Source organism: Pantoea sp. X-Soil-TKNS-1279, assembly GCF_059730565.1.
In genome coordinates this window covers 351,068-367,545 of record NZ_AP035949.1, presented here as the reverse complement: position 1 = coordinate 367,545, position 16,478 = coordinate 351,068, and the positions used below count along the sequence as shown (strand labels likewise).

Annotated in this window: 15 protein-coding genes; 9 read left to right on the top strand and 6 right to left on the bottom strand. The window is 52.1% G+C overall.

Annotation, left to right across the window (positions count from 1 at the left end):
• The first annotated feature begins 121 nt into the window (after window positions 1-121).
• Window positions 122-1,435, top strand: a complete 1,314-nt coding sequence (locus AC6I8N_RS21815; protein WP_208725617.1) for an MFS transporter — start codon at window positions 122-124, stop codon at window positions 1,433-1,435.
• A gap of 44 nt (window positions 1,436-1,479) precedes the next feature.
• On the opposite strand, the gene AC6I8N_RS21810 is transcribed toward AC6I8N_RS21815, so the two are convergent.
• Window positions 1,480-2,280: a MetQ/NlpA family ABC transporter substrate-binding protein gene (locus tag AC6I8N_RS21810; protein ID WP_013511579.1), complete on the bottom strand. Its 801-nt coding sequence runs from the start codon at window positions 2,278-2,280 to the stop codon at window positions 1,480-1,482.
• Between the two features lie 292 nt (window positions 2,281-2,572).
• On the opposite strand from AC6I8N_RS21810, the gene AC6I8N_RS21805 reads away from it, so the two are divergent.
• Window positions 2,573-3,688 (top strand): metallophosphoesterase, encoded by a 1,116-nt coding sequence (locus AC6I8N_RS21805; RefSeq protein WP_497830732.1) that lies wholly within the window; start codon window positions 2,573-2,575, stop codon window positions 3,686-3,688.
• Between the two features lies 1 nt (window position 3,689).
• Here AC6I8N_RS21805 and AC6I8N_RS21800 read toward each other — a convergent pair whose 3' ends face one another.
• The gene (locus AC6I8N_RS21800; RefSeq protein ID WP_497830731.1) at window positions 3,690-4,268 is read right to left on the bottom strand and encodes a helix-turn-helix domain-containing protein; all 579 of its coding nucleotides are present in this window, start codon (window positions 4,266-4,268) and stop codon (window positions 3,690-3,692) included.
• Between the two features lie 63 nt (window positions 4,269-4,331).
• Between AC6I8N_RS21800 and AC6I8N_RS21795 the strand changes: the two genes are divergently transcribed.
• Window positions 4,332-4,841 carry a GNAT family N-acetyltransferase gene (locus tag AC6I8N_RS21795; RefSeq protein WP_208725614.1) on the top strand — a complete coding sequence of 170 codons (510 nt, stop codon included), beginning with the start codon at window positions 4,332-4,334 and terminating at the stop codon, window positions 4,839-4,841.
• A 23-nt stretch (window positions 4,842-4,864) separates the two neighbouring features.
• Here the strand turns inward: AC6I8N_RS21795 and AC6I8N_RS21790 are convergent, their stop codons facing one another.
• Complete coding sequence (locus AC6I8N_RS21790; protein ID WP_497830730.1) at window positions 4,865-5,647, bottom strand: alpha/beta fold hydrolase; 783 nt, start codon at window positions 5,645-5,647, stop codon at window positions 4,865-4,867.
• A gap of 117 nt (window positions 5,648-5,764) precedes the next feature.
• On the opposite strand from AC6I8N_RS21790, the gene AC6I8N_RS21785 reads away from it, so the two are divergent.
• On the top strand, window positions 5,765-6,688 hold the full coding sequence (locus AC6I8N_RS21785; protein WP_497830729.1) for a LysR family transcriptional regulator: 924 nt from the start codon (window positions 5,765-5,767) through the stop codon (window positions 6,686-6,688).
• Here AC6I8N_RS21785 and AC6I8N_RS21780 read toward each other — a convergent pair.
• Entirely contained in the window at window positions 6,618-7,598 is a 981-nt protein-coding gene (locus AC6I8N_RS21780; protein ID WP_497830728.1) for a GlxA family transcriptional regulator, read from the bottom strand. The genes AC6I8N_RS21785 and AC6I8N_RS21780 overlap by 71 nt on opposite strands.
• Window positions 7,599-7,713: 115 nt before the next feature.
• Here AC6I8N_RS21780 and AC6I8N_RS21775 point away from each other — a divergent pair, with 115 nt between their 5' ends.
• Both AC6I8N_RS21775 and AC6I8N_RS21770 read left to right on the top strand, forming a co-directional pair.
• Window positions 7,714-8,355 (top strand): HD domain-containing protein, encoded by a 642-nt coding sequence (locus AC6I8N_RS21775; protein WP_208726588.1) that lies wholly within the window; start codon window positions 7,714-7,716, stop codon window positions 8,353-8,355.
• Between the two features lie 318 nt (window positions 8,356-8,673).
• A complete protein-coding gene (locus AC6I8N_RS21770) occupies window positions 8,674-11,034 on the top strand; it encodes a glucose/quinate/shikimate family membrane-bound PQQ-dependent dehydrogenase (RefSeq protein WP_497830727.1) in 2,361 nt (786 codons plus the stop codon).
• 46 nt (window positions 11,035-11,080) lie between these two features.
• Here the strand turns inward: AC6I8N_RS21770 and fliD are convergent, their stop codons facing one another.
• The gene (gene fliD, locus AC6I8N_RS21765) at window positions 11,081-12,493 is read right to left on the bottom strand and encodes a flagellar filament capping protein FliD (RefSeq protein ID WP_497830726.1); all 1,413 of its coding nucleotides are present in this window, start codon (window positions 12,491-12,493) and stop codon (window positions 11,081-11,083) included.
• A gap of 280 nt (window positions 12,494-12,773) precedes the next feature.
• Between fliD and AC6I8N_RS21760 the strand changes: the two genes are divergently transcribed.
• The 3 genes from AC6I8N_RS21760 (at window position 12,774) to AC6I8N_RS21750 (ending at window position 15,140) form a co-directional block, all read left to right on the top strand.
• Window positions 12,774-13,292 carry a hypothetical protein gene (locus AC6I8N_RS21760; RefSeq protein ID WP_497830725.1) on the top strand — a complete coding sequence of 173 codons (519 nt, stop codon included), beginning with the start codon at window positions 12,774-12,776 and terminating at the stop codon, window positions 13,290-13,292.
• A gap of 442 nt (window positions 13,293-13,734) precedes the next feature.
• Window positions 13,735-14,796 (top strand): glycosyltransferase family 9 protein, encoded by a 1,062-nt coding sequence (locus tag AC6I8N_RS21755; protein WP_208725608.1) that lies wholly within the window; start codon window positions 13,735-13,737, stop codon window positions 14,794-14,796.
• Complete coding sequence (locus AC6I8N_RS21750) at window positions 14,796-15,140, top strand: DUF1493 family protein (protein ID WP_497830724.1); 345 nt, start codon at window positions 14,796-14,798, stop codon at window positions 15,138-15,140. Before AC6I8N_RS21755 ends, AC6I8N_RS21750 begins: the two co-directional genes overlap by 1 nt.
• Here AC6I8N_RS21750 and AC6I8N_RS21745 read toward each other — a convergent pair.
• Window positions 15,130-16,140 carry a glycosyltransferase family 9 protein gene (locus AC6I8N_RS21745; protein ID WP_208725607.1) on the bottom strand — a complete coding sequence of 337 codons (1,011 nt, stop codon included), beginning with the start codon at window positions 16,138-16,140 and terminating at the stop codon, window positions 15,130-15,132. The two genes, AC6I8N_RS21750 and AC6I8N_RS21745, sit on opposite strands and share 11 nt — an antisense overlap.
• Between the last annotated feature and the right edge of the window lie 338 nt (window positions 16,141-16,478).

The following is a 16,478-nucleotide window of genomic DNA, read 5'->3' as shown; positions in this document are numbered from 1 at the left end:
CTCATCACGCTGCGTGTAACACCTTTTGTTAACACGTTTTGCAGTGATGTCGGTCGCAAAAATATTTTCCAGACTCTCTTTAATAGATAGCAGTGCTAAGCATCTATTCGAAGGGGGCGTTATGCAGGACTCTATTCCCGGAACACGTTGGTATCGCGTTATTGCGCCGATTTTAATTGTTTGCATCATCTCCTTCATGGACCGCGTCAACATCAGTTTTGCCTTGCCGGGTGGCATGGATCAGGATCTCGCCATTACCAGCCAGATGGCGGGCATCATCAGCGGTATTTTCTTCATTGGTTATCTCTTCTTGCAGGTGCCGGGTGGGCGCATTGCGGTTAATGGCAGCGGCAAGCGGTTTATCGCCTGGTCGCTGGTAGCATGGACGGTGGTGTCGGTGGCGACCGGTTTTGTCACTAACCACTATCAACTGCTGGCGCTGCGTTTTGTGTTGGGTGTATCGGAAGGGGGAATGCTGCCGGTAGTCTTAACGATGGTCAGTAACTGGTTCCCGGAAAAAGAGTTAGGGCGTGCGAATGCTTTTGTGATGATGTTCGCGCCGCTGGGAGGTATGTTCACCGCACCGATTTCTGGATACATCATCAATGCGCTGGACTGGCGTTGGCTGTTTATTATCGAAGGTGGGCTGTCGGCGGTGATCCTGCTGGTGTGGTGGCTGGTGGTAAGTGACCGTCCTGAAGAAGCACGCTGGTTGCCGGAGCGCGAAAAGGAGTGGCTGCTGCGCGAACTGCATCGGGAACGTGCGGCTGCGCGCGCTGTGGCACCGGTAAGCAAAGCGCCGTTAAAAGCAGTGTTCCGCAATCCGGGGCTGATGAAGCTGGTGGCGCTGAACTTTTTCTATCAGACCGGCGATTACGGTTACACCCTGTGGCTGCCCAGCATCCTGAAAAACCTGACCGGTTCGAATATGACCGGTATCGGTCTGCTGGCGGCCTTGCCCTTCGTCGCCACGCTGCTCGGTATCTATGCCATCTCATGGCTGAGCGATCGTACCGGTAAGCGCCGTCTGTGGGTGATGGTGTCGTTGTTTTGCTTTGCTGCGGCGCTGCTGGCCTCGGTGGTGCTGCATCATAACGTGGTCGCCGCCTACATCGCGCTGGTGGTGTGTGGTTTCTTCCTCAAGGCCGCTACCAGCCCGTTCTGGTCGATTCCCGGGCGTATCGCTGCGCCGGAAGTAGCGGGAAGTGCGCGCGGGGTGATCAACGGGTTGGGTAATCTGGGCGGATTCTGCGGGCCGTATCTGGTCGGGATGATGACCATGCTGTACGGACAAAATGTGGCGGTGTGCTGGCTGGCCGGATCGCTGGTAGTCGCGGGGTTGATTACCACACAATTACCCAAAGCCTGTGACCGTAATCCGTCTGTCGGACGTGATGGCAGCGAGCAGGATAATCTGGTTACCCTGAAACATTAAGTCAGTGGCCGCGCAGGCGTTGGGCTGCGCGGCGTCCTCAATGCTTACCAGCCTTTGATAATGTCGCCTTTGTAAATCTCGTTAGCTTTGTTCAGCACTTCGGGTGACTGGAAGGCTTCCTTCAGCTTCTGAATATTCGGGCTGTCTTTATTATCTTCACGCGCCACGATGGCGTTCACGTAAGGCGATGCTTTGCCTTCCATAAACATGCCATCGCGCGAGGCTGACAGGTTCGCCAGCGCGGCAAAGTTGTTGTTGATGATCGAAACGTAGACCTGCGGATCGTCGAGGGTACGCGCCAGTTGCGGCGTATCGACTTCAACAAACTTGAGGTTTTTCGGGTTAGCGGTAATGTCCAGCGTCGTTGGCAGCAGGCCCGCTTCCGGTTTCACGCTAATCAGCCCCTGCGCCTGTAACAGCAGCAGGCTGCGGCCCAGAGTGGTGGCTTCATTGGAAATGGTGATGGTCGCGCCATCCGGCAGATCTTTTAATGACTTGATCTTGCGTGAGTAACCGGCAATCGGGAACACGAAGGTATTGGTGATCACGGCAAAATGATAGCCACGCTCTTTGGACTGCATTTCCAGATACGGCAGGCTCTGGAAGGCATTGGCGTCGACATCTTTGTTGAACAGCGCTTCGTTAGGCTGGACGTAGTCGTTAAAAGCCACCACATCGACGTCGAGATGATATTTGTCATGCGCCACCTGCTTAACGGTGTCCCACAGCGCCTGGTCTGGTCCGGTGTTGATCGCCACCTTGACACTGTTGTCGTTGTCTTTATTGCAGGCGCTGAGCAGCGTAACGGATGCGGCCAACAGTACGGAGAGTAATTTTTTATTCATAACGACGTTCCCTTCAGCATATCTGGATAATCTGGTGCACATTTCTCGCGTAGCTGCGCGACTTATCGCGCGGATTTTGACCTTTTCCGCACGATTACGCGATAAATCGCGTTGCTACGTTGCGCACGCACTATAATCTACATCCAGACGTCTGTACATCCGGATGGGGATCGTTTGCTGCAAATTGCAGCGCCGCGGGAGGTAACCGAAACCGCCTGTTTTGAAAAGCCGCTGTCTTTTTTTTGTTGGATACTGTGCTGCCTTAACCTTGTTCAATTCCCAGGGACTCACGATGTTTCACCTGATCTTCAGCATTCCCGGCTGGTATGTTATCGCGCGCTTTATTGCGCCCCTGGCCTTGCCACTCGCGGTGAAGCTGGTGTTTTCTGCCGTGGTGCTGCTCGCCACGCAATACCTGTTTTTCAGTCGCTTCACCTCCGGCAGTATCATGTCGCCTGAAATGCCGCGTCCGGTGATCATCCTGTTCAACTGGGCGTTCTGTGCGGTGCTGTTCCTCGCCATGTTGCAGGTGGTGATGGATGCGGCGGCGTTGCTTGCGCTGTTGTTGGGACATCCGCTGACGATAGCTCCCGCGTTGCGTTATGGCGCAGGGGGCGTAGCCATGTTGCTGGCGGCGGTCGGCGTGCATCAGGCGATACGCGTGCCGCCGGTCAAGGATGTGGTGTTTAACATCAAAAACCTGCCGCCAGAATTTGAGGGCTACCAACTGCTGCAACTGACGGATTTGCACATCAGCAAGCTGTTCAATGCCCGGTGGACCACGAAGATGGTGAAAAAAGCGATGGCGCTTGATGTTGATCTGATTGTGATCACCGGCGATGTCATTGATGGCACTCTGAAAAATCGGCGCGCTGATGTTGAACCGCTGCGCGGCCTTAGCGCCCCGGATGGCGTGTTTGCCATCACCGGCAATCACGAATATTTCTTTGAGCAGGCGGCCTGGACCGATCACCTCGCCTCGCTGGGGCTGAAGCCGTTGCTCAATAGCCATACGGTGGTGGCGCGTGACGGAGCCAGTCTGGTGATTGCCGGGGTGACCGATGCTTCAGCACCGGGCAGAGGTGCTCCTGGTCCGGATTTGGCGCGTGCGCTGGTGGGCGCGCCGGAGCGTGCCCCGGTCGTGTTGCTGGATCATCAACCGCGCAATGCCCGACAAAATGCGGCGCAGGGGGCGGACGTGCAGCTTTCCGGGCATACCCACGGCGGGTTAATCGCCGGGTTTGATCGCCTGTTTGCCAAACCCAATGGCGGCTATGTTTCGGGCCTGTATGCGGTGGAAGGGATGCAGTTGTACGTTAACAACGGCACGGCGTTGTGGCCGGGGATGGCGGTGCGCTTAGGTCGTCCTTCCGAGCTGACGCGCATCACGCTTCAGCCCGCGAAATAGATTACGCATTTTTCAGCACCACCACGGCATAGCGACAGAGCTGCGTTGTGGTGTTGCTGAAGATGCAGTCACTGGGATCCCCCAGTTCGAGGCAGTCACCTGGCTGCATTTCAAAGGTATGATCCCCTTCCTGAAAACTCAGCGTTCCTTCCAGCACCCAAATCAACTGACGCCGTGACAGATAGGATATCGCCGGCATTGGTACGTTCACCCCGGCAGGTAAATCGACACTGACCAGATCGACAGGTATCTGACCTGGTGAGACATGACGGCGAATATAACCGGTCTCCGGGTCCTGCCAGACCGGTTGCTGCGCCTGTCGGATCAGGGTGCCGGTCTGCACTTCGCTCAGGGCGATCAACTGCGACATACTCATATCAAAAGAACCGGCAAGTCGCGCCAACAGGGTCGCCGTCGGGCTGCTTTCGCCGCGTTCAATTTTGTGGATCATGGCGCGGGAAACCCCAGAGTTATCCGCCAAATCGGTTAGTGACCAGCCGCGTTTTTCCCGCTCGGCTTTTACTTTTTGTCCAATACGGATATTTATGCTGTCTTCTTTACTGGATTTTTCGTCTGGCATAGTGGATAAATAATATAGTGAACGAAGCATCTACTTTAGTGACAGAACCATGAGGTGTCCAGAATGAATATACGCCCGGCAGTGGAGCAGGATGCGGCAGTGATTGCCGACATTTATAACGACGCGGTGCTGCACAGCACGGCAATCTGGAATGATAAAACGGTCGATGTGGCGAACCGTGTGCAGTGGATGGCTGACCGTCAGCACGCCGGTTTTCCGGTGTTGGTGGCGGTTAATGCGGATGAGGCGGTGCTTGGCTACGCCTCCTATGGTGACTGGCGTCCGTGGGATGGTTACCGCTTTACCGTGGAACACTCGGTGTACGTGCTGAAAACTGCGCGTGGCAAAGGCGTTGGGGAAGCGTTGATGCATGCGCTCATCACCCACGCCACGCAACAGGGAAAACATGTGATGGTTGCGGGTATCGAGTCGGAAAATACAGCCTCGATTGCTTTGCATAAAAAACTCGGTTTTCGCGATGCCGGTCGCGTCAGTGAGGTGGGTAACAAATTTGGCCGCTGGCTGGATCTGACCTTTCTCCAGTTGCACCTCGATCAACGGGAAAAGCCCTGACAGGCAGGCTGTCAGGGGCAGGGTTAACCCTGTATTGAGCTGGCAAAGGTGCTGAGATGGTTTGCCACCGTTTGTGCGGCTTCCACCGGCAGCAGATGACCTTTACCGGGGATGATATGGACGTCAGCCCAGGGATAAAGTCCGGCGATCGCCTGTTGAACCACTGCGGGAGGATCAACCCGGTCGTGCTCTCCCGCCATAATGATGATTGGCAGATGGATGTGTTCGGCGGCAGTACGCAGGTCCTCACGCGATGCCGTAAAGATCCAGCCATCTGCCGCGTCGTCACTGACGCGAAGCGCATCCCGGACCAGCATTTCTTGTTGCTGAGCCGTCAAATGCCCTGCGGTTAAGACGTTTTCCAGTGTCCAGAGCACCGATTCACGGCTGCTGTAAGCCATACGCATCTGGCTGCGCTGTTCTTCACTGATGTTCATCGGGGCGAGCGGGGCGGAAGCCACCAGCGCGAGAGCCTCGACCTCCTGATTCAGACGGCTGGCGAGCAGTTGGGCCGTCTTCCCACCCATTGAGTGTCCAACTAAAATCACCCGTTTCAAGTTTAACTCTTTGATCACATTGTAAACGTCATCGGCATGGTCAGCGGTGCGATAGCCCTGCCCACCAACCGCTGACTCTCCTGAACCGCGTGCATCAATCGCGACACAACGGAATGTATGGCTGAGGAGATTGATCACCGAAGACCATGTTGCAGAAGAACCTCCCCAAAAATGCATAAAAACCAATGCAATATCGCCACTGCCGTTATCGGTTACATGCAGTTCTACACCCTTGCTGACTATTTTCATTGTTGCCTCGTCGTCTGAGAAATCGTCAGCAACAGTATCTGCAACAACGTAATGGTTTGGAATCAGCGAGAAAATAGCTATGGTAAGTACTAAAAATATATACAAGGTAATGGCAGGATGGACCGACTCGTTAGCATGTCAGTATTTGTCACCGCGGTAGAAGAGGGCAGCATCGCGGCCGCGGCGCGCCGATTGAGTCTCTCCGCCGTTATGGCAGGGCGCTACCTCAACGCGCTTGAGGAAGCGCTATCGGTAAGGTTGCTGGAACGCTCCACCCATCAGTTAAACCTCACCGATGCCGGTGCATCCTACTTTGCAAAAGCAAAACGTATCCTGAACGATATTCGTGAAGCAGAGCAGGAAGCCACAGCGAAACATATTTCCCCGCAGGGAAGCCTGCGCATCGCGGCCCCGGTCACCTTTGGCACCCTGTATCTGGCACCGTTAATTGCTGCGTTTATGCGTGATTATCCGCAGGTCGATATTCAGTTGCAGCTTCTTGATCGCTTTATCGATCTGGTTGATGAGGGGGTTGATCTGGCGATTCGTATCGGCCAGTTGCCTGACTCGGATCTGGTTGCCCGGCGTATCATCGATTATCGCTTATTAGCCTGTGCCACGCCTCGTTATCTGGCGGGGGCGGGTATGCCGGTGTTGCCGGAGGATTTGTATCACCACGTCCTGATAGGTTACTCGGGTACCATGACAACATCGCCGTGGCGTTTTAGCGCCGCCAGCGGTGAGGTGAGTCAAATCGCGCCCAGCTGTCGCGTTCTCGCCAACAACACCGGCATAATGGTTGAACTGGCCTTACAACATGCCGGAATTGTCTATGGACCTGAATTTGTGGTGCAACCGCATTTACAGACAGGCGATTTGGTCGAGGTGTTGCCGGATTATCGTTGCCCGGTGATCTCATTGTTTGCTGTTACGCTTAACGCCAAATACGTCAATACCAAAACACGATTGTTTATTGGCTATCTGCAACAGGCTCTGGCCCCGCATAAATCTTCCGATACACCGCCGGCGTTAAACCGGTGACTTTAATGAATGCTCGCCGCATCACATCGCTACTGCTGTACCCGCAGAGCGCGGCGATAGATTTTACCGGGTGATTGGCGGTCAGCAGCTCGCGCGCCAGGGTGATGCGGGCTTCTTCCAGCCACTCACCGGAACTGACGCCCATTTCCTGATGAAACAGGCGGTTCAGATGACGGGTGCTGAGTTGGATATGCGCGGCCATCTGCGCAACACTTTTTACCGTAGCCAGATGCGATAATGTCCAGCGTTGCAGATCCTGCAATGCTGAACGACCGTCCAGAGAGGTCTGCTGTTTACGTACGAAATGCCCTTGTCCGGCAGGCCGCCTGAAAAACATCACCAGATTCGCCGCAACATCCAGCGCCACTTCACGCCCCACATCTTCTTCAATAAAACGCAGGGCTAAATCCATGCCCGATGTGACGCCTGCCGCCGTGCGCAGTGGGCCATCCGCGACATAGAGCGCATCAGCGTCCAGCGCAATGGCCGGGTAGCGTTGCGTCAGGGTTTTGGCAACCGACCAGTGGGTGGTGACTCTGCGATGATCCAGCAAGCCGGTTTGTGCCAGCAATAACGCGCCAGTACACACCGAGCCAAAACGTTGGCTGTGCAGACAGAGTGGGGTGATGGCGGCAAGTTGTGTCGCGTTGAGGGAAAAATTCTCGGCATCCGGTGCACCTGCGATAAGAAAACTCATCGCGCCCTCAGGAGCAGGATCGTCCAATTGGCAATCGGCGGAGAGCCTGACACCGGAAGAGGCCACAATCTCCCGACCCGCTAATGACATCACCCTCGGCTGGTAGACCTGACGATGCAGAATGCGGTTGGCTTCAGCAAATGCATCCAGTGGGCCTGCCACATCCAGCAGCTGGACGCCAGGCACCGCCAATATCACGACGTTATGCGCCATCTTCATCTCCTGAGTCTGTTTATATCGCAATGTCCGAAATCGTCAATTCAGGGCTAATGTAGACATTCTCGCATCCTTTTAGAATGGCAGCCAGACATCCAACAGGAGACACATGATGAACTTCACCGTACAAGGCATTCGCATTCCCGATACGCAGATGATGCGAGACGCAACCGCTTTTATCCGTGACACTGAATCTGACCTGCTGTTCAACCATTCCAGCCGGGTTTATTACTGGGCGGCTTTAGCAGGCCAGCAACGCAATCTGAAAGTCGACCATGAGTTGCTGTACGTTGGCTGCATGTTCCACGATATCGGGCTGACCCATGAACATTGCAGCTGCGATAAGCGTTTTGAAGTGGATGGAGCCAATGCGGCGCGTGAGTTTTTACGCGGTTATGGGGTGGAAGAGGGCGAAATCGATAAAGTCTGGACTGGCATTGCGTTACATACCACCCCGGGCATTCCGGAGTTTATGGCCCCGGAAATTGCGCTGGTCACGGCAGGCGTGGAGATGGACGTACTGGGTATCGGCTATGAAGGGTTTGCGGCGGATGACCGGGAGGCCGTGGTGGCACAACATCCGCGTAGCGCCAGTTTCAAGGAAGAGATCATTCAGGCATTCTATGACGGTATCAAACATCGTCCGCAAACCACCTTTGGCAATGTGAAAGCCGATGTCCTGAAGGATAAGGATCCCGCGTTTCAGCCGATGAATTTCTGTCATATTATCCGGCAGTCGCGCTGGCAGGGATAAACGTCTTAATTACAACATACGGCAACGCGTTCTGGCATCCTCTCTCCGGCAACAATGCGGCCTGTTTGGCCGCTCTTTTATTTTAGTGGTAGCGATTCCACAGCCTGTGCTTTTGCTTTCCTTTTCCACATCAGCGGAATAATGCCGAATATTTATCTTCAACTCGCGAAATTTATTTAACTTTATGTATTTTAACAAGTAAGTGACTTTTCTTAAAAATATCGCACGGAATTATAATGTAGCGACCTTGTGATAACGTTTACACTAATGCTGTAGTTTCTTTACAGTTGTCACGTTTTTTCCTTCAAGGTTAATAAAATGTCACGGGCTTCCCGAATTCTAAATTTGTTAACGCTACTCTTTTCAGTGGTTTGCGCTGCATGGCTGCTGATTGGTGGTGTCTGGTTACTGTCGCTGGGCGGCAGTGCTTATTACCTGATTAGCGGCCTGGCAATGGCAGCGTTTAGCTGGCTATTGCTGAAGAGAAAGCGCAGTGCGCTTTACCTCTACGCTGCGATTCTGTTCTTTACCGCTATCTGGGCCTGGCATGAAGCCGGGAGCGATTACTGGACGCTGGTTCCACGTCTGGATATCTGGGTGTTGCTGGGTATCTGGTTAATTCTGCCTTTCAGCTACCGTCAATTCTCTGTCAGCAACAACAAACCGTTGGGTGCAATGCTGGTCGCGCTGCTGGTTAATGTGGCGTTGTTGGCCGGTTCTGCACTGCACGATCCCCAGGAAATCAACGGTGAGTTGCCGCTGACCGATAAAGCCCCGGCGACATCCACCGTTCCGGCGGAAGACTGGTCAGCCTATGGCCGTACCCAGGAAGGCGTCCGTTATTCACCGCTGCAACAGATCAATGAACACAACGTCAAGGATCTTCAGGTTGCGTGGCAGTTCGAAACGGGTGACCACAAAACCGCGAATGACCCTGGCGAGATCACCAATGAAGTGACCCCGCTGAAAATCGGCAACATGCTGTATCTGTGTACCCCACACCAAATTCTGATTGCGCTGGATGCTGCCAGCGGCAAAGAGAAGTGGCGTTTTGACCCGCAGTTGAAGTCAGACCCGACTTTCCAGCACATCACCTGCCGTGGCGTGTCGTACCATGAAATGCCAACGGCCGCAGCGAGCAACGCCAGCCAGCCAGCCATCTGCGCGCGCCGCATTTTCCTGCCGGTGGATGATGGCCGTCTGTTTGCGCTGGATGCTCAGACCGGTGAACGTTGCCAGAGCTTCGCCAACAATGGTGAACTGAATCTGCAACATCAGCAGCCAAATGCCTATCCGGGTGGCTACGAACCGACATCTCCGCCGATTGTCACCGATAATATGGTGATCATCGCAGGTTCAGTCACGGATAACCTGTCAACCCGCGAGCCTTCTGGCGTCATTCGTGGTTTCGATATCAACAGTGGCAAACTGGTGTGGGCCTTTGATCCGGGTGCTAAAGATCCCAATGCGCTGCCTGCGGATGGTGAAACCTTCACCGCTAACTCACCGAACTCCTGGGCACCTGCCGCTTATGATGCCAAACGTGACATTATCTATCTGCCGATGGGCGTCTCCACACCGGATATCTGGGGTGGCAACCGCACGGCGGAGCAGGAGCGTTTTGCCAGCGGCCTGTTAGCGCTGCACGCGTCAACCGGCAAGTTGGCCTGGTTCTATCAGACGGTGCATCACGACCTGTGGGATATGGATCTGCCGTCGCAACCGACGCTGGCGGATATCACCGATAAAGACGGCAACACCGTTCCGGTGGTGTATGTACCGGCGAAAACCGGCAACATCTTTGTACTGAATCGTGAAACCGGCAAGCCGGTGGTTCCGGCACCGGAAACCCCGGTACCACAAGGGCCAGCGCAGGGCGATCATCTGAATCCAACCCAACCGTTCTCTGAACTGACCTTCCGTCCTCAGCAGAAATTGCAGGGCAAGGATATGTGGGGCGCCACCATGTTTGACCAACTGGTGTGCCGCGTGATGTTCCATCGTCTGCGTTATGAAGGCCCGTTCACGCCGCCGTCAGAGCAGGGGACACTGGTATTCCCTGGTGACTTCGGCATGTTCGAATGGGGTGGCATTGCGGTGGATACCGACCGTCAGATCGCAATTGCCAACCCGATGGCGATGCCGTTTATCTCGAAACTGATTCCGCGCGGGCCGGGTAACCCAATCGAGCCAGGTGCCGATGGTGCCGCTGGCTCAGGTTCTGAGTCTGGCGTGCAACATATGTACGGTGTGCCCTATGGCGTGGAGCTGAATCCGTTCCTGTCGCCGTTTGGCCTGCCTTGTCTGCAACCTTCGTGGGGCTTTGTCTCGGCGATCAATCTGCAAAATCACCAGATTGTCTGGAAAAAACGTATCGGTACGGTACGTGACAGTGCTCCAGTGCCGCTGCCGTTCAAAATGGGTGTGCCGATGTTGGGTGGCCCGGTGACCACCGCAGGCAATGTGTTCTTCGTGGCAGGTACGCTGGATAACTACCTGCGCGCCTATAGCGTGCGAAATGGTGAGTTGCTGTGGCAGGCGCGCCTGCCAGCCGGTGGGCAAGCCACGCCAATGACCTATTCGGTTGATGGTAAGCAATATGTGGTGATTATGGCGGGCGGTCACGGCTCGTTTGGCACCAAATTGGGTGATTATGTGATTGCATATAAACTGCCGTAATCAGTAATCGTCAGACGGAAAACGCCCCCATTTGGGGGCGTTTTTATTATTTATTATTACTGTTCTGCATATTTTCGAACTGTGTGGTGAGATAAGTACTGGTATTATTTAATGCGTTAAGCATGGTATCCAGATGAGTAAATTGGCTTTTATAACGGGCTATGGTGTTATCTATTTTTTTACTGGCGTTATTATATTGATCGGTCAGCGCATTTAGCTTTTTACTGATGCTGTCCGTCGCTCCTTGCAGAACACCTTTGCTATTCAGCATTGCTGCCAATCCGGTTCCCAGCCCGGTCGCCACGCCAGTGGTTTTACCATCTCCGGTGAAGATATCCCGCACTGCGTCCGGTGTGGCAGAGATAGCATTACTGAGCTTGTCGGCATCAAGCCTCAGTTTGCCGTTCTGTGGATCAGTGGTGATACCCGCCTGGGTGAGGGTTTTAAACGTTGCCGACCCCGAGCCATTGGCCAGAATGCCTTTTAATTGCGTCTGGATTATTCGCAGCGTGCCGTCACCTAATAGCGCACCATTTTTTGTATCTTGATCCTGACCAGCATCGACGGGCGTATATTTGGTCAGGTTACTCATCGTATCCTGGAGCGAATTGTAGGCATTGACCCAGTCGGTAATGGCGGTTTTCGCTTTAGAATTATCGCTGGTAATGCTGAGCGTTTGCGTGCCGGATGTCTGGTCATTTAGCTTAAGCGTTACACCTTCAACCGCATCGGTAATAACATTACTGCTGCTCTCTATGCTGACATTGTTAATGCTAAGGAGCGCGTTTTGCGCCGCAACATTCTGTGTCAACCCTTTGGTGGTGACTGCCGCGTCGTAACCGATAAAATCCTGCAACGTGTCATCGCCAGTCACCTCAATTCCTTTCACCGCATGACCGGTCCCTGTCTCGGTGGCAGTCAGTGAGAGGCGATACTCTTTATCGGATACGCGGATCAGACTCGCGCTGATACCGACATTAGCCTTATTGATGCTATCGCGCAGCGCAGAAAGCGAAGTTTGATCTTTGCTTAAGGTGATGCTGTGCTCTTTGCCATCCTCCATGCGAATTTTCAGCGTCCGACTATCAGCATCGCTACCCAGCGGTAACTTCAAATCACTCTTTGCCGCACTGGTTAACGTCTGGGATTGCGCCAGTTGTGTCACACTGATGGTGTACTTTCCGGGGATGGCACTCCCACCCGAGTCGGCACTAAAGGCGGTGGTGCTACTGGTTGCACTGGTCTGGGTATATAGCCCACTTTCCTGCAATTTACTGTTGGCAGTCTGAAAACTCTGGATGGCTGTTTTCAGACTGCCGTAGGCCGACAGCTTCGCTGTGGCCGCACTTTGTTGCTTTGAAATGGGTGTCAGAACCTGTTTCTCGGCGCTGGTGAGCTTGTCGAGAATTTCATCAAGTTTTAGCCCAGAGCCTATTCCTAACGTTGAAATCCCTACCATTCCCTTCCTCCTGTTAATATTTTATTACATTTACACTCTCAATCATTACAGAGAAATGGGATCTTATGATCGATAGGCTTACGCAATCCTTACATAATGAGGTGCTTTTCCCGGTATATAGCGTAATGGCGAGCAGGTAAGGTTAAAATTTGAGCTAAAAGGTAGGGGGGGAGGGCGTAATGGGCTATGCTTGGATACAGCAAGCCTTCATGTAAAACCAAAACGTGGGTAAGGGTGCAGGAATCGTTCGACTTCCTTTCTTATTAAGTTGGATATTAAAATGCATAAATTAATAATCCGAATATTAGGATACCATTTGCTCGTTTTGGTTTTCTGGTGTTATGCCAGTGAAATAAATCTCTATTCAGTCAATACCGGTTCTTTTGTTTACCATCTGACCGGGAATCACGGGCAATACACGGAGAATTTCGAAAATAACTTTTTTTCTGTTGAGCGTAAAGTCTCTGAAGATTCGAAATACAGCGTGTTACTTGGCACAATGAAAAATAGTTTCGACGATCGTTGTCTTGCGATGGGCGTGAGAAGGGACTGGGCCTCCTGGGATAACGGGTGGGTGTTCAAAGGCGTATATGGATATACCGGCGAGTTCTTTTTCGATGCATTTAAAAATTGTGGTGATCACGGTTCTTATCATGATTTTAAAAAGGCAACTGGCATTGGATTTTCACCTTATATTTATCATGGCTTTCAATATAATTTCACTTCTTATTTTGGCATCGAAACGGGGATTATCATTCCCAGCGTGTTTGTTATTACTGTGCAGTGGAGTTTCCGGTAACCCTGGGACGGGTGCGCTTCTGGTGACATAAATGTCATGATTTAGTCATGCGACGAACCAATCGGTAGATTTTGTCTATCCATGTTGATAATGTCACCCTGATTTCCCGGTTTTGAATGTCACTTGCTACTGTTTTCTGATGAAAAGGAAAGGGGAGTGAGGTCGTTTTTCAGGCCGGGTTTAAAGGGTGATAGCGCAGCCAGAATCGGTGGCTTGAAGTAAATGATAACCCCTTCGGATCAGGTGATGCTGTGATGTTGCTGAGCTATAATCATCATCCCTGTACATTAGAGAAGATTGCCAAACTGAAGCCTGTCCAGTTAATCTGAGGTTAACCGGATGAAAATGTGCTTTCGCAATGAACTTTAATCCCCGGATTAACCTCTAAATATCCATAAAAGACTTTTTTGAGTATTTTTTATACAGTTAGGGTGCTGCAAACGTGAAGAAAAAAAAACTATATCTCATAGACCAAATTTTAACGCTTTACTCGCGATTTTTTAGCAGGGAAACAGCACCTTCCTTACATGATCTTAATCCCAAAACTGTGGTGATCTATTCCACCACTGCACTGGGCGATTTTCTGATGAATACACCGGCTATTTGGAGCCTTAAAAATCGCTTCCCTGCCAGTCAATTCATTTTGGTTTCCAGTAAGAAGAATAAGGATTTAGTTAGCCGCTATCAGTGGTTTGATAAAATCTATATATGGGACAATAAGTTACTGAATTACCTGCCATTATTCTTCAAGTTGCGCCGACAGAAACCCGACTTATCGGTGATATTACACGGCCATTTTCCGTACGATGTTATGAGCGCAGTATTAACTGGCAGTAAGGTCATTGTGCGCGACCATTACGGCAGCGAGTCGCCACTTCTTAATAAACATCTGGACCATTACTCGGGTTATTTCGACGATCACACCATTAAACGCAAACTTAAATTGATTGAGTCGCTCGGTGCGCAGTCGCATCAGACCCGGATGCATCTGCCGGAATCGGAAAGCAGCGTTACGAGATCAGGTGACCACCTGCGTATTGGATTTCAGTTAGGTGCATCTAAAGATATTCGTCGCTGGCCACTAACATCATTCTGCCAGTTGGTGGCAGCGCTGCTTACTCGTTGGCCTGACTGTGAAATCATCGTGACCGGTGCGCCGCATGAGCAGCATCTTGAACAGGAGTTTATTGATAGCCTGCCGCTGCATTACCGAAAAAATGTTACGCCGATGGCGGGTAAAACCAATCTCAGCGGCTTGATTAACTTGATCCGCAGCCTGGATCTGTTGGTAACGGGTGATACAGGACCGATGCATATTGCGGTCGCTGCGCAGGTGCGTACCGTCAGCCTCTTTTCTACCGCCAATCCACGTTATACCGGCCCCTGTCAGGACAGTGACCGTCATATCATTATTCACCGCCCGCCTGAAGATGACTCGCAACATCCCATGACTTCGATCACCGTTGAAGAGGTCGAACAGGCCATAGTGAAACTGGTGGGATAATGACTAACACGACACAACCCTCCATGCTGGCAGCGGTGATTGCTCTAATCGAATATCATAACAAGCCAACCGCGCTAGGTTGGTTTAAGAAAGTTGATCACCCCAACTTTTACGTGCAACAGTTACCCCTGAATGAGTTTGAATTTGCAGATCTGATGAATGACTTTTTTATCACTTTTGCAGTCAGTTCAAAGCATTATGATGATGCACGCTATTTTCCGGCAACACGCCTGCAATTCTCTTTGTTTACCCGTCGGAAGGGGTTTTCTTATCACCCCTTGACGGTTGCACTGCTATGCGAAGCGGCCAGACTTGGACACTGGCCTGAGGTGGTTACTGAATGATGGTTTGCAGGAATGCGTCGTAGACCTCATCCGTACTGAGCGAGCTGACATGGCGCGAGGCTGGTTGCAATACCTTATGCTTCACCTGCCAGGGATGCCAACATGCCGGGTCACTGTCACCAAATAGCGCGACAACCGGAAGTCCCAGCGCAGCGCCAATATGCATCGCGCCACCGTCACTGCTTACAAGGCCGCGAGATAAGGACATGGCCGCGATAAGCTGTGGCAGGGTGGTTGTCGCCACCGCTTTCACCGGCAGGTGCGTGCAAAGTGCCATAATTTCGCGAGCTTTGTCGTCATCACCCGGATGGCGTGGATTGTCTCGGCTACCGGGTGACCACAGCAGCATAATCTGACAACGATGCCGGGTAGCAATTTTGTCTGCCAGTTCAGCGAACCGGGCGGCCTCCCATTGCTGGCTTGGCTTGCGGGCGCTAATTTGTAATGCATAAACCGGGAGAGAGGGATCGATGGCGTAGCTGTTACGCAGGTTGTTTGCACTCTCAGCATCCGGCAAAAGCGTCAGTTTACCTGGCGCAGTGGCGCTGAGATTAAACGGTCGTCCAAGGCTGAACAGGATTTCACTGATATGTTGCTGAGACTGACTAGCCGGTGGAAGCAGGTCGGTAATCAGCGGATGTGACTCTTCGCCTAAAGCAATGACTCTGCCAGGACGTATGATTTTTACCCATTTCAGTCCGTGCTGGTCCCAGCGGCTTTTTGCGAGGACCACCGCGTCATACTTCTGCTTTTTCAGGTTAATCATCAGCATCAATCGTTGGAACAGGCAGTTCAGTCGACCCTGACCTTCGTCGCGGTGATGTAGTTTGGTGTAATACAAAAGTTGTCGTATATCGGGATTATTTTTTAATACCGGTGCCGCATAATTATTGGTTAGTACATCGACCTGATGCTGGCCAGACTGTGCGAGCGCACTTAAAAGCGGCGTCGTCAGTAGCGTGTCGCCAATATTATCCCGACAAATAATTAAAACCTTCATATCTGGTATCCTCTGCGCACAGACTGCTCTGGCTGGTCGAAAATTAGGCGCGCACCGTTAACATCTTAAGAACGTTAACATGACGGCAAAAGTTAACATATTAGTCAGCAAACAGCGAGGTTGGTTCAATAGATCGGATAACCGGAAAAGGCGGATGGTTTAATTTGAACTTTAAAAGGTTTTCGTTTTGTATGAGAAAAGAAAGCGTTTTTTATATCGCTTAAAATAACAGCATAATGACAGGGCATATTATGAACTGACTAAAAACAGGCATTACAATACCTCGATCTTTAATGAGTTTGGGTTTCTTTTGCATGCTGTGACACATTTTTGACAGA